Below are 13,005 nucleotides of genomic sequence, written 5' to 3'. Positions count from 1 at the left end.
CACCTAAAATTCAGACCAAAAGGCTTGACTTGGGTTCCACTTAAAGATTCACTTAGCGATTGTGGGAACAATAAAAACAGGCTTTGATCTATGTCGAGCAAGATAGAACAGGCAACCTTGGGTGGAGGTTGTTTCTGGTGCACGGAAGCTGTTTTCCGGCAACTCAAGGGAATTGAGTTGTGCGAATCCGGCTACAGCGGGGGAAGTGACCCCAACCCCAATTACGACAAGGTGTGCGGTGGCAAAACCGGGCATGCGGAGGTAATTCGGCTGCACTATGATCCGGAACTGATTTCATTTCGTAAAATTTTGGCCGTATTTTTTGCCATTCATGACCCCACCACCTTGAACCGGCAAGGCAACGACGTGGGCACGCAGTACCGCTCTGTCATCTTCTTTCACACGCCCGAGCAACGCGACACCGCCGTGGCTTTTGTTGAAGACCTGGAAAAACGGAAAATTTTCCGTGACAAGGTGGTCACCGAGATTTCGCCTTTGCTGAATTATTTTCCGGCCGAGAAATACCACCAGGAATACTTCGAGAACAACCCCATGCAGCCCTACTGCGCTTATGTGGTGGCACCCAAGGTTGAAAAGGCTGAAGACCTGTTTGGCGATCTGTTCAAACGTTAGGTTTTACGTTTCACCATGCAATGCGCAATGGCCCATGCGGCCATTTGCATGCCCATGGTGGCAGTCACGGTCACCACCGAGCCGTAACCTGCGCAATTCAGTCCTGCAGCTGGTTCGCAGGCGTCGCTTCGCTTGACTTGTTCTGCTGAATAAAAAACCGCCACACCCAGTTTTTTCTTCGGGTCTTTGGCATACCCGTGTTCACGGCGCAGTGTGTACCGCACCTTGGCCAGCAACGGGTCGTTGGTGGTGTCGCGCAAATCGGCAGGCTGCACCAGCCAGGGTTTGGTTTTTCCACCCGCGCTGCCCGACAACACCACGGCAATATTCAAACGTTTGGCCCAATGCACCATGGCCACCTTCGCGCGTACATTGTCGCAACAATCCAGCAACACTTTGTGTTCACCGCTTGCAGCGGCAAATTCATTCAACAAAGTCTGAGCGCTATCGGGCTCCAGGAACGCATCCACCAGGGTGATTCGGCACTGAGGGTAATAGCTGTGAATGTGATCGGCCAGCGCCTTGATTTTCTCCTGGCCCAAGGTTGCATCACGGGCCTGAATTTGCCGGTTAATATTGCTTTCGGCTACATGGTCCATGTCAACGAGAGTAATGTGGCCTACACCGCTGCGAGCCAAAGCCTCGGCTGCCCAAGAGCCCACCCCACCCACACCCACCACCATGGCGTGAACATGTTGATTGAGAAATTCATGGGCACCATCGCCATACAGGCGGCTCAGTCCGCCGAAACGTCGGCCCAAATCTGAATACCCATCGATTGCTTCGTCCATCAACGCGCTTCCAAATCGACTATGCTCACAGCCACTTCACGGGTGTCGTCACCCCGCATCACGAGTAAATTGGCCGTGCCGCCCACGCCAACAGCCTCAAGCGCTTTCGAGAGCTGCAACACATTGGCCACAGGCTTGCGGTCCACGGCAATGATGATGTCGCCCACCACACCGGCCTGCAAATCAAACGGCTTCAAACCAGATTGGGCTGCGGGCGAACCAGGCTCAACACCCATGACGGCAATGCCGCGAATTCCCAGCCGACGGGCCAGCGACTCATCAGCCACTGCAATGCCGATACCCGGGCGAGGCAAGGTACCACGCTCGATCAATTGCGGCACAATTTCATTGACCAGGTCGACGGGAATTGCAAAGCCCACACCGGCGGAAGTACCACTTTGCGACAGTATGGCGGTGTTAACACCGATCAAGCGCCCGGCGGAATCCAGCAAGGGGCCACCCGAGTTGCCAGGGTTAATGGCCGCATCGGTTTGAATCACATCAGGAATTTCACGCCCGTTGCTGACAGGCAAGGTACGCCCCAAGGCGCTGACAATGCCCGCCGTGAGCGTTTTGGACAAACCGAAGGGGTTGCCAATGGCAAACACCGACTGCCCCACCAGCAGGTCACCAGAGGTGCCCACGGGGATAGGCCGCAAATTGGCGGGTTTGCTGACCAAACGAATCACCGCGAGATCGTACGAGGGGGCAATACCCACCAAGCGGGCAGGCAGGGGCTCAGAATCATCCAGCTGCACGCGAATGCGGCTGGCCCCCTCCACCACGTGGGCATTGGTCACAATGTGCCCGGCATCGTCCCAAATAAAACCTGAACCTGTACCCTCAGCCACACGCCGAAAAAACAGTTGACCCTGTACGCTTTCCGTAAAAATATAAGCCACGGACGCCTTGGAGACTTCAAACAGTTCAACCACGCTTTTTTCGCCTGCGGCAAGATCGCCCCGCGCCTCGACCACACGCGGCGCGACATTCTCAGGGCGGCTGGTGAACAGGTTTTCGATGCTTGACTGGTTGTACAGCACATACAGCAAAGCCACAAACAACACAAAAGCGAGCAATGCGGTGGCTGAGGCACCGCGTTGATTCTGGTTCGGTTTCACGAATTTGGATCCTGCTGGTTAACTTCGGGATTCGGGTTGAACTGAAAACGCTGGGCCACAACGCTTGATTCAATGGGCAGCAATTTCAAGGTGCAAATGCGTCGGCCCGTGGACGTGTTTTTATCGCGGCGCAGTTTGGTGCGCGCGGCAATCAGGGTGTCGGGGTCTATTTCAGGCACCGCCCAACTGGCTTGGTGAACCAGTTCGCCCTTTTGTTCTTGCAGGCCCACTGCAAGAAGGTCCATGTCATTGCTGTGCAACAGGCCGATACCCAGCTCGCTCTCAATGAGCACCCTGCCCTGTTCATCCTGATACATGCCCACGGGCCAGCCCACCAGGCCGGTGTGGGTGCTCAGCATCAAATCGCCATGTTCCAAGGGATGAATGCGGTATACCCAAGGCGTGTAGGCCAAGTGCACATAGGCCTTCTGGGGACCGTTCTGAAAATAATAACGCCCATCAGCCTCGCAGCCATAATTGCGGGCCATGAAGTTCAAAATACGAGGGTGGCTGATGGTCAACCCCTCAGGCACTGGCCCGGTGAGCAGCCAGTCGCCCTGCAAGTTAAGCTTAAGCCAACCCGCAATGGCCGGCACATTGGGCCAGCGTGCCAGCGCTTTTTCAACAAGATCATCCACGGCTTGCTCCTGAGTGCTTTGCAGGGTGCTGCGCAAAGAAAGCATCGCACTGCTTGGGCAACCAGTCCAGCCCCAGGCGCAAACTGCGGCCATTGGCAAAACCCACATGGCCACCATGCTCGGTGAACAGGCACCTCACTTGTGAAGAAACCTCGTGGGGTGAGGGCAAATGCTGACCGCTCATGAATGGATCATTTTTTGCGTGAATCATCAGGGTGGGCACGGCAATGTGTTTTAAAAGCGGCTTGGCCGAAGACACGGCGTAATAATGCTCTGCATCCCGAAACCCGTGCCAGGGGGCTGTGACGCGGTTGTCAAAATCGAAGAAGTCTTTGCAATTGGCGATGTCCTCAACCTTTCCCAATTCGGGAAAGCGCTTGACCTTGTCAATTGACTTCGGTACCAAAGTGCTTAAAAACATGCGGGTGTAAACCAGGTTAAAACCTTTGGCCAGCGACACGGCACCCGCCAGCAAATCAACCGGTGCACTCACCGACACTGCTGAACTGACCACCTCTTGCGCCTGCTTTTCTTGCTCGCCCAGCCACTTCAACAACACATTGCCACCCAATGAGACACCCGTCACATGCATGTGCGCAACTGCCGGAAACTGTCCGCGCAGGCGGCGCAGAATCCAGTCCATTTCAGCAGAATCGCCGGAATGATAGGCACGCGGCATCAAATTGTTTTCGCCGGAACACCCCCGAAAATGAACCACCACGCCCAAGGCCCCCGCCATGCGGGCCTGGTTCATGACAGCAAGGCTGTAGTGGCTGCGCGAGCAACCCTCAAGGCCATGAAACAGCACCCACAACGTGTGGTGTTTTGCAGCTTGCTCAGGAGGCTCAGTGAAATCGAGGTCGATGAAGTCGCTATCGGGCGTATTCCAGCGCACACGGTGATAGTGCACGCTGGGCTTGTTGGCCCAACGCGCGGCCATGATGGTTTGGGAGTGCCCCTCGGGAAGCCACCAGGGCGGGCGGTACACCATGCTGCCTCAGCGCAATTAATGCAGCGTGGGCTGCGGGTCGAAATCGGACAAATCGTCCTCGACCATTTCTTCAGAATCCATGGCGGGGCTTGCGTGATGCATCACGATTTTCCAGCCATTCGGCCCCTTGTGGTACACATTGGTTGCATTCACCTGCACCACGTGGGGCTCGCCCCGGGAGCTGCTCATCATGACCTGTTCAACAATGTTGTGAACCGACACCATCACGCCTTCCACACGGTGAACTGGCACCACGCGAATTTGCAAAGCACCCGCCGAAAGAATTTCTTTCCAGGAGTCGCGCACATCGTGATAACCCTCCACGCGGGGACCGCCCGGGTGAATACACACCACATGTTCATCGTCAGCCCACAGGTCCATCAGGGCTTCCAGATCGGCCGCTTCAAGCGCCTCGTAAAAGGCTTGCTCGATGTCTTGCGGTGAAGAATGAATAACTTTGGCTCGGGACATTCAACACACTCCAGTTCACTGAAACACCACGGTTTTCGACCCGTTCAAAACCACACGGTGCTCACAATGCCACTTCACGGCGCGGGCCAACACCATACATTCAGTGTCGCGACCGCGTGCTGTTAGTTCTTCAGGGGTCAGCGAGTGATCCACGCGCGCGACGTCCTGTTCAATAATTGGCCCCTCATCCAGATCAGAGGTCACGTAGTGCGCTGTGGCACCAATCAACTTGACACCCCGGTCAAATGCCTGCTGATAGGGCTTGGCACCCTTGAAGCTTGGCAAAAAGCTGTGATGAATATTGATCACGCGACCCAACATGTCGCGACACAATTCCGGCGACAAAATTTGCATGTAACGGGCCAGCACCACCAGGTCAATGTTCTCACGCTCAATAATTTGGCGAATTTGCGTTTCCTGAAGTTCCTTCGCCTCGGCCTTCACGGGCAGGTGGTAAAACGGCACACCATACGAAGCGGCCAACAAAGCGAAATCCTGGTGATTCGAGACAATGGCAGGAATTTCACAGGGCAATTGCCCACTTTTCCAGCGAAACAGCAAGTCGTTCAGGCAATGCCCGAACCTGGACACCATCAGCAGCACGCGGGGCTTCACACGCGCATCAAAAAACTGGTACTTCATGGCAAAAGGTTCGGCCACCTTGGCAAAGTTGGCCTGTAACTCGACTTCCGTCAGCTTGCTTTCAAGGGGCAATGAAAAATGCACACGAAGAAAAAACAGATTGGTTGACTCGTCGCCGAACTGGGCGGAGTCCAGAATATTGCACTGTTGGTCAAACAAAAATTTGCTGACGTTGTACACAATGCCCGTGGTGTCCGGGCAAGAAATAGTCAGGATGTAATCACGCATGGTAAGGCCAGGGTGCGTTGAAAATGGGCTTGTAAGATCATACTCCCTGAGAAGCAGGCACCAGCTGTTCCAACACCATTTTCGGCTCCAGCTTTTTCAGGCAATCGGTGTGACCCAAGGGGCACTCACGCTGAAAACAAGGGCTGCACTCCAGATTGAGGTAATACACTTTGGCCTTGCTGCTCAAAGGCGGGGTGTGGTGCGGACTGCTTGAACCGAACACCGCATGCACCTGTACATTCAAGGCAGCAGCCACATGCATTAGACCAGAATCGTTGGTCAACAGCTGGCTTGCTGCCGACAGCAAAGCCACTGCCTGGGCCAAACTTGTTTTACCAGCCAGGCCACAGGCACGGGCTTGCAAATCCAAAGGCAGCAGGCTGACAATTTCTCTGCAAAAACCAGAATCCTTGGGGCCGCCAAACAGCACGGCCTTCTGCAAGGGATTGCGCAACAAAAACTCGGCCGCCACTTCAGCAAAATGCTCGGCGGGCCAGCGTTTGGCTGGGCCAAACTCGGCACCAGGCGCCAAGGCCAAAAAACCTGGCTGCAAACCAAACTCGGCACATGCAGCACTGCACATGCCCGCTTCAACGTTCAACACTGGATATTCAAGCAGGTCGCCGGAGTAGGCCCCAAGTTGGCCGTACCACTGAATCATGGGTGGTTTGGCTTTTTTGGAGGGTTTGGGCAATGGGTGCGTGAGTACGGCTGTGCGAAGTTCGCCACTGTAGCCCACCCGTTTGGGAACATTCGCAAACCAGGGCACCAAGGCAGACTTCAGTGAATTGGGCAACACCACCGCCATGTCGAAACCACGACCAGCAAGGGATGCACCCACCTGTCTGCGCAAACCCCATTGCAACTTACCGTGAGAAAAAGGTTCGACCTGTACTGCACGCACTGCGTGACTGAACTGGTATACCGGTGCGGTTACGGGTGGGGCAAGCACATGGATTTCGCAAGGCCGGCCGTCCGCAAACCGCAGCGTATTGTCTTGATGCATGGCTTGGATCAGCGACAGGCTCATGACCGCATCGCCGATCCAATTGGGCGCAACAACTAAAACTTTCAATGTGCGTGTACTTTTGCACCAGGCTTCAAGGTGTACACCGTGCCGCAATAAGGGCAGGTGGCCTTGCCTGTTTTGGTCACATCCAGGTAAACCTTGGGGTGTGTGTTCCACACCGGCATGGCCGGGTTGGGACAAAACGCAGGCAGCTCGTCGCCATCCAGTTGCACAGTTTCGTGTTTTGCTTTTTTGTCACTGATCATGATGAATTACACCCGTGTCAGCCAGTGTTCGTATTTTTCATTTCGACCATACACCACATCGAAATAACGCTTTTGCAACTCTTCCGTGATCGGGCCGCGTGAACCTGCACCGATGGTGCGGTTGTCCAACTCGCGCACAGGGGTCACTTCCGCCGCAGTGCCGGTGAAGAAGCACTCATCGGCAATGTAAATGTCATCGCGAGTCAAGCGCTTGCTTTTCACTTCCAGTCCCATTTCACGAGCCAAAGAAATAATGGTTGAGCGGGTAATACCGACCAAGGCCGAAGCAATTTCAGGCTCAAAAATACAACCGTCTTTAATCACAAATACGTTCTCGCCTGCACCCTCAGCCACAAAGCCGTCCACATCAAGCAACAGCGCTTCGTCGTATCCGTCTTGAATGGCTTCGGTGTTGGCCAGAATGGAGTTGGCGTAGGTGGCTGCAAATTTGGCACGCGCCATGGTCACGTTCACATGGTGACGGGCATACGACGATGTTTTAACCCGAATGCCTTTTTGCAGGCCTTCTTCGCCCAGGTAAGCCCCCCAAGGCCAGGCGGCAATGGCCACGTGGGTTGCAGCACCCTTGGGCGACACGCCCATTTTCTCGGAGCCATAAAAGGCAATTGGGCGGATGTAACAGGAATCCAGATTGTTCGCACGCACCACTTCGCAACAGGCTTCCATGATTTGCTCACGGGTGTAAGGCATGTTCATGCGGTAAATGTGGGCTGAATTGAACAGGCGATCGGTGTGCTCCTTTAACCTGAAAATGGCTGGGCCTTTGTCAGTTTTATAGGCACGTTCACCTTCGAACACCGACAAACCATAGTGCAAACTGTGGGTAAGCACGTGAATTTGCGCTTCACGCCACGGCACAAGTTTGCCGTCAAACCAGATAAAGCCATCGCGATCGGCCATTGACATGCTGAATTCTCCGAAATTCCAAGATTTACCAAACCGACATATTCTACAACCCAACAAGCACCGAATTGGGCGCACTACGTTGACTCGGTGAAGAATGAACCACTATAGTGCAATCAACCACTCTAAAAAAAGAAGTACACCTATGAAGCAATGTCTGGCGAATGCTCAACCCCGTTGGACGCGTAGAAAACAAGAGCGCCCACAAGAACTACTCGATGCTGCACTGACCATTTTCAGCGAAAAAGGATTCGCTGGGGCCCGTCTTGAGGACGTGGCCAAAAGCGCAGGTGTCAGCAAAGGCACGGTTTACCTGTATTACTCCAACAAGGAAGAATTGCTGAAAGCCGTGGTGAAAGAACATGTTTCACCCATCGTCGAAGAGGCAAGAAACCTTCTGGAACCCGACAAAAGCTCGGCCACCCTGATTCGCGAAGCCATCCACCTGTGGTGGTTGAAGTACGGATCGACCAAACTAAGCAGCATCACCAAAATTGTGCTGTCCGAAGCCAATGCCTTTCCCGAATTGGCACGCTTCTTCTACGACGAAGTGGTTCGTCCTTGGTGGGACTACCTGGAATCCGTGCTGAAACGGGGCATTTCCCGCGGCGAGTTTGCAGACATCGACACCGAGTACGCTGCCCAAGTGCTGTGCGCACCGCTGGTTACCCTGGGTTTGTGGAAACGAACCATGGATGGCTGCTGCGGCGTGGAAACCAACCCGATGCGTTACATTGAGGCGCACATTCAAATGGTGCTGAATGGTTTGACTTGCCCGCAGACATCGCGTGTTGCATAAAATTTGCTAAAATAGCGAGTTACCCATTTTCCCCACGCGAGAACCCGCCATGGACTTCGAGAAAGCCCGCTTCAACATGATTGAACAACAAATTCGCCCCTGGAACGTGTTGAACCAGAAGGTGCTTGATTTGCTTGAGATCATCAAACGCGAGAACTTCGTGAGCACTGGGCTGGACAAACTGGCATTCACCGATTGCGACCTTCCGATTCGCGTGAATGGCGCAGACACGGGCGAGGCCATGTTCAGCCCAAAAATGGAAGCTCGCATTCTGCAAGAACTTGAGTTGGGTACGCATGAAAAGGTGCTGGAAATTGGCACAGGCACCGGCTACATGGCCGCGCTGATGGCGCAACAATGCGCCCATGTCACCACCATAGAGCTGAACCCGGCAATTGCCGAACTGGCCCGCAGCAACTTGAAGAAAAATGGCATTACCCGAGTGAAAGTGCTTGAGGGCTGCGGATTTCAGTTGGCCCCAACCCTTGGCCAGTTTGATGCCATTGTGCTGTCTGGCGCCACCCCCATCATGCCCGCCGGCCTGCTGGAGGCAGTCAACCCGTTGGGACGGCTGATGGCGGTCATTGGCCAGGCACCTGCCATGCAACTGGTATTGGCCCGCAAGTCCCGCGATGGCCAGCTGATTACCACGCCCTTGTTTGAAACCATGACCAAGGTGTTGACCAACGCACCCAAAGCCAGCGAATTTGTATTCTAAGGACAAGGGATTCATGACCCAGCCCGATCAACCAGTATTTTTGCGAAACACATCGGGCTTTAAGCAGTTTTTGTCGAATGCCTTTCTGGGGCTATTGGGTATTTTAATTATTGGCAATGCGGCGTGGGCACAAAGCACGGCCGGTCAAACGGCCAACCCTCAAAACCTGATCACGCTTTACAGCCTGGCCAAGCAAAATGACCCAACCTTCAAGGCGGCGGCTGCGCAATTGCAAGCCGACCTTGAAACTGAAAACCAGGCGTTTTCAGCTTTGCTGCCCAACATTAACCTTGGGGCACGCATTGAAAAACAAGAGAATACTTACGAAGCGTTTGGCATGTCGATCGACGCAAGCCGCAACCCCGGCACCTACAGCCTGGTGCTAAACCAGGCACTGTTTCGCCCCCAAGCCTGGGAAACTTACAAACAAAGCCAATTAAGCGGCGAAGTTGCCAAGCTGCGCTTTCAACAAGCTGAACAAGACCTGGTTTTGCGACTGACCCGTGCTTATTTCGACTTGCTGACTGCGCAAGACGACTTGGCCAGTATTCGCGACCAGAAAACAGCCATTACTGAACAACTGGCCTTGGCAAAAGCCAATTTTGAGGTGGGCAGCGCCACGGTCACCGACCAGCAGGAGGCCCAGGCCCGATTCGATCTTGCTGTGGCCCAGGAACTGGCAGCCCAAAACCAACTGGCCCAGCGCCAACTGCAACTGGAAACCATTGTGGGAATGCCTGTGAATGAACTGGCCACACTTGCCCCTTCAACACAAATAAGTGCCCCGGTACCGAACACCGCTGAAGCCTGGGCCGAACAGGCCCGCAACAACAACCTGGTGGCCCAACAGGTACGACTTTCAAGGCTGATCGCCAAAGGCGAGAGCAACAAAGCCAAATATGGGCACTTGCCTACCCTTGACCTGACTGCGCAAATGGTTGAAACCGAGCAGCAGATTTTTGATGGGAATACAGGGCGACCGTTCGATTTGGGCGTTGACAGCACCACGATTGGCCTGGTGATGAACGTGCCGATTTTTAGCGGTGGCGGCACACAAAGCCAGGTACGCCAGCAAGCTGCGCTGCTGGAAAAAGCAATGAACAACGTAGAACTTGCGAGCAGGAATGCCACGCAGGCTGCAAAGTCGGCTTTCTTGGGGGTGCAAACCAGCCTAGCTCAGGTGAAAGCACTGGAAACAGCGCTGGCCTCAAGCGAACTGGCATTGAAATCGAATAAAACTGCCTACGAAGTCGGCATTCGAATCAATGTCGATGTATTGAATGCCCAGCAACAATTCAATGCCACTGAACGTGACCTGTTCAAAGCCAAGTACGCCAGCTTGATCAACATGCTTGAACTTCAAGCAGTGGCTGGGCAATTAAACGCGGAATCGCTGAAACAGATCAATCAGCTTCTGGTTCCATAAGCAAAGTTCAAAAGCGGCTTAAATTGTTCGGTTCAAAACATCGAAGCTGCGCTGGGTTGCGCCACGATGCCCCCGGGCATAGGCAAAGGCGGCTTTCTTGGCCTCGTCATTGCCCTGAAAACCACTCAGATAAAACTCACAGGCCGCCAACAAATGCTCGAATCGGCGGGCCGCTTTGGCAGCCAGTGCATCCTCTGCAGCCTTGGCAAAATTGAAGGTATTCGGTCCCATCCACACGGGGCAGCCATAAGCGCAGGCCTCAATCAGGTTTTGTCCGCCAAAAGGCAGCCAGGAGCCACCCAACAAAGCCAGGTCAGCCACGCTGTAATACGCAGGCATTTCCCCCATGGAGTCGCCCAACACCAGCCTAGCCTGCCCAAACCCCGCCAGTGCAATATTGCTGCCCGCATTGAATGAAGCACTTCGGCGCACCGGGCGGGCCACGCCCATTCGCGTGGCGGCCTCGACCATCAGGTCAAACACCTCGTCAAAGCGCTGCGGGTGGCGCGGCACAATCCACACACTGGCCTTGGGCATGCGTTTGAAAAATTGACTGCGGTTCAAGGCATCCAGCAACAAGGCTTCTTCGCCTTCCCGACTGCTCGCAAACAGCACCACTTGCTCGGCCTGGGTGGCCGAACGCCAGCTACGCCCCATGGTGGCCAGCTCAGGTTTCAGCGCCACATCAAACTTCAGGTTGCCACACACCGCATCCACGGGTCGGCCAATGTTTTCGAATACGGTGGCATCGGCATGGGTTTGGGCAATCAAGGTACCCAGGCTATTCAATACAGGTTTGCTGATTAGTCCAAATTGGGCCAATCGCTTGCCGGTGGTGGGTGAAACACGGGCATTGAGCAAAGCGGTGTTCACCCCGGCCTTGGCGGCACCCAACAGCAAATTGGGCCAAAGCTCGGTTTCAACCACCCACAGGGCATGCGCATGCACTTGCTTGAGCGTGCGCGCAACCAGATAGGGCAGATCGTAGGGCAAATAAAAAAACTGAACATTGTTCAATGCCGAATAAAGTTGCTGGCAAGTGACCAAACCCGTGGGTGTGGTGCAGGAAATTGCCCATTGGTGCTGCGGATAAACCTTGGCCCAATGCTGAACCAAAGGGGAAACGGCATGCGCCTCCCCCACCGACACCGCATGCACCCAAATTCGCTGTTGCCCCGGCGGGACTGGATTAATTTCAGGCAAGCGCGCCAAAAAACGTTGCTCCCACCCCTGCCTGTATTCGGATTGCCGAATACTGCGTTTGAGCAAATACAAGGCCAAAACCGGCTGAAGCAAAAAAAGGATCAGGCTGTAAAGCCACAAAAAGATGCGAGCAGACACACTCAAAGCTTGTTTCCCCGTAGCAGACGCGTTGCCGCTTCAAACACTTCACCCACAGCAGGTTCTCGGCCCACATCGCCCAGGCTGATGGCATGTGGGTTAAACCGGGGTGCAAATCGCCAGGCTGGCGTTGCAAAAAACAAGGCCACCATGGGTAAATAATGCGCGGCTGCCAAATGCGTTATACCGGTGTCCACGCCAACAACCAGGCCGGCCTTTTCAAGACGGACTCGCAACTCGCCCAGAGCCATGCGAGGCAACACCTCGACACGGGCAATGCCCACCGCAATTTTTTCCGCTTGCTGCTGTTCAGCATCGCTGCCCCAAGGCAGTTTGACCGCATAACCAAGATCAGAGAATCGATGCGCCAGCTCACGCCATTTGACGATTGGCCATTTTTTTTCATCGCGGGCTGTGGCATGTAAAAACCAGATCTCAGCACCACGGGGAATGGCAGGCAGTACTTTTTGCGGGGTAATGTCGTAAAAAACAGGCTTGCCCAGCAAACGGTAGCCCAACAGCCCGGCTGCCAGTTCACGCAAACGCTCAACCGCGTGGGCTTGTGGATCCCAACCCGCTCGCTTCGAATAAAAAAGGCAAGCCAGGCTTTCTTTGGCATAAGAAAAACCAGGGCCCATCAGCGTGCCTTTTGCGGCCCGCGCCAACACAGCGCTTTTGATCAATCCCTGCAAGTCAACAATGGCGTCGTATTGCCGGTCAGCCAATTGGTTTCTCAACAACTTCCATTGCTGCCAAGTGTAACGAATTCCCTGTTTGCGCCACTTGCGCAAGTTAACCGGCACTACCTCGTGAACATGGCGGCTTCCACGCACGAGGTCAGCAAATGGCTCTTCGACCATCCAGTCGATCTGGACAGCTGGATTGTGGGCATGAATGTCATTCAAAACCGGCAAGGCGTGAATGACATCTCCCATGGAAGTGGTCTTAACAATTAAGATACGCTTCATCTAGCGCTTAGGTTGATCGCAACCGCATCATTGTAAGCG

The 13,005-nt window shown here is 54.4% G+C and carries 15 protein-coding genes; 4 read left to right on the top strand and 11 right to left on the bottom strand.

From position 1 onward, the window contains the following. The first annotated feature begins 90 nt into the window (after window positions 1-90). The gene (msrA, locus tag FCS97_RS05155; protein WP_138517172.1) at window positions 91-633 is read left to right on the top strand and encodes a peptide-methionine (S)-S-oxide reductase MsrA; all 543 of its coding nucleotides are present in this window, start codon (window positions 91-93) and stop codon (window positions 631-633) included. Here the strand turns inward: msrA and FCS97_RS05150 are convergent. The 9 genes from FCS97_RS05150 to FCS97_RS05110 are packed head-to-tail and all read right to left on the bottom strand — an operon-like array spanning window position 630 to window position 7,717. Further along, a complete protein-coding gene (locus FCS97_RS05150) occupies window positions 630-1,424 on the bottom strand; it encodes a tRNA threonylcarbamoyladenosine dehydratase (protein WP_138517169.1) in 795 nt (264 codons plus the stop codon). The genes msrA and FCS97_RS05150 overlap by 4 nt on opposite strands. Beyond that, window positions 1,424-2,545 (bottom strand): S1C family serine protease, encoded by a 1,122-nt coding sequence (locus tag FCS97_RS05145; RefSeq protein WP_138517168.1) that lies wholly within the window; start codon window positions 2,543-2,545, stop codon window positions 1,424-1,426. The genes FCS97_RS05150 and FCS97_RS05145 overlap by 1 nt, the downstream gene beginning before the upstream one ends. Continuing rightward, on the bottom strand, window positions 2,542-3,183 hold the full coding sequence (locus FCS97_RS05140) for a DUF2946 family protein (protein ID WP_171035178.1): 642 nt from the start codon (window positions 3,181-3,183) through the stop codon (window positions 2,542-2,544). The genes FCS97_RS05145 and FCS97_RS05140 overlap by 4 nt, the downstream gene beginning before the upstream one ends. After that, the gene (locus FCS97_RS05135; protein WP_138517164.1) at window positions 3,176-4,174 is read right to left on the bottom strand and encodes a hydrolase; all 999 of its coding nucleotides are present in this window, start codon (window positions 4,172-4,174) and stop codon (window positions 3,176-3,178) included. The genes FCS97_RS05140 and FCS97_RS05135 overlap by 8 nt, the downstream gene beginning before the upstream one ends. A 15-nt stretch (window positions 4,175-4,189) precedes the next feature. After that, window positions 4,190-4,645 carry a YybH family protein gene (locus tag FCS97_RS05130; protein WP_008249605.1) on the bottom strand — a complete coding sequence of 152 codons (456 nt, stop codon included), beginning with the start codon at window positions 4,643-4,645 and terminating at the stop codon, window positions 4,190-4,192. Window positions 4,646-4,660: 15 nt separating this feature from the next. Further along, a complete protein-coding gene (gene purU, locus FCS97_RS05125; protein ID WP_138517162.1) occupies window positions 4,661-5,515 on the bottom strand; it encodes a formyltetrahydrofolate deformylase in 855 nt (284 codons plus the stop codon). A gap of 37 nt (window positions 5,516-5,552) precedes the next feature. Beyond that, entirely contained in the window at window positions 5,553-6,590 is a 1,038-nt protein-coding gene (waaF, locus tag FCS97_RS05120) for a lipopolysaccharide heptosyltransferase II (RefSeq protein WP_281283832.1), read from the bottom strand. Continuing rightward, window positions 6,587-6,790 (bottom strand): zinc-finger domain-containing protein, encoded by a 204-nt coding sequence (locus FCS97_RS05115; protein WP_138517158.1) that lies wholly within the window; start codon window positions 6,788-6,790, stop codon window positions 6,587-6,589. Before FCS97_RS05115 ends, waaF begins: the two co-directional genes overlap by 4 nt. 6 nt (window positions 6,791-6,796) lie before the next feature. After that, complete coding sequence (locus FCS97_RS05110; RefSeq protein ID WP_138517155.1) at window positions 6,797-7,717, bottom strand: branched-chain amino acid transaminase; 921 nt, start codon at window positions 7,715-7,717, stop codon at window positions 6,797-6,799. A 142-nt stretch (window positions 7,718-7,859) separates the two neighbouring features. Here FCS97_RS05110 and FCS97_RS05105 point away from each other — a divergent pair, with 142 nt between their 5' ends. Genes FCS97_RS05105 through FCS97_RS05095 form a run of 3 tightly spaced genes read left to right on the top strand, consistent with a single transcriptional unit; the run spans window position 7,860 to window position 10,657 of the window. Then, window positions 7,860-8,513, top strand: coding sequence for a TetR/AcrR family transcriptional regulator (locus FCS97_RS05105; RefSeq protein ID WP_171035177.1), 654 nt, complete (start codon window positions 7,860-7,862; stop codon window positions 8,511-8,513). A 49-nt stretch (window positions 8,514-8,562) separates the two neighbouring features. Then, window positions 8,563-9,231 carry a protein-L-isoaspartate O-methyltransferase family protein gene (locus FCS97_RS05100; RefSeq protein ID WP_138517152.1) on the top strand — a complete coding sequence of 223 codons (669 nt, stop codon included), beginning with the start codon at window positions 8,563-8,565 and terminating at the stop codon, window positions 9,229-9,231. A 13-nt stretch (window positions 9,232-9,244) separates the two neighbouring features. Beyond that, window positions 9,245-10,657, top strand: a complete 1,413-nt coding sequence (locus tag FCS97_RS05095) for a TolC family outer membrane protein (protein ID WP_138517150.1) — start codon at window positions 9,245-9,247, stop codon at window positions 10,655-10,657. An 18-nt stretch (window positions 10,658-10,675) separates the two neighbouring features. Here FCS97_RS05095 and FCS97_RS05090 read toward each other — a convergent pair whose 3' ends face one another. Together FCS97_RS05090 and waaC are read right to left on the bottom strand one after the other, a co-directional pair. Beyond that, window positions 10,676-11,998: a 3-deoxy-D-manno-octulosonic acid transferase gene (locus FCS97_RS05090; protein ID WP_171035176.1), complete on the bottom strand. Its 1,323-nt coding sequence runs from the start codon at window positions 11,996-11,998 to the stop codon at window positions 10,676-10,678. A gap of 2 nt (window positions 11,999-12,000) precedes the next feature. Next, complete coding sequence (gene waaC, locus FCS97_RS05085; RefSeq protein ID WP_138517145.1) at window positions 12,001-12,966, bottom strand: lipopolysaccharide heptosyltransferase I; 966 nt, start codon at window positions 12,964-12,966, stop codon at window positions 12,001-12,003. Window positions 12,967-13,005: the final 39 nt, after the last annotated feature.

Origin of the sequence: Limnobacter alexandrii, from assembly GCF_005871185.1 — a bacterium.
Lineage (GTDB): Bacteria > Pseudomonadota > Gammaproteobacteria > Burkholderiales > Burkholderiaceae_B > Limnobacter > Limnobacter alexandrii.
Note: the sequence above shows the minus strand (reverse complement) of the source record. Positions and strands in the feature narration are given on the sequence as shown.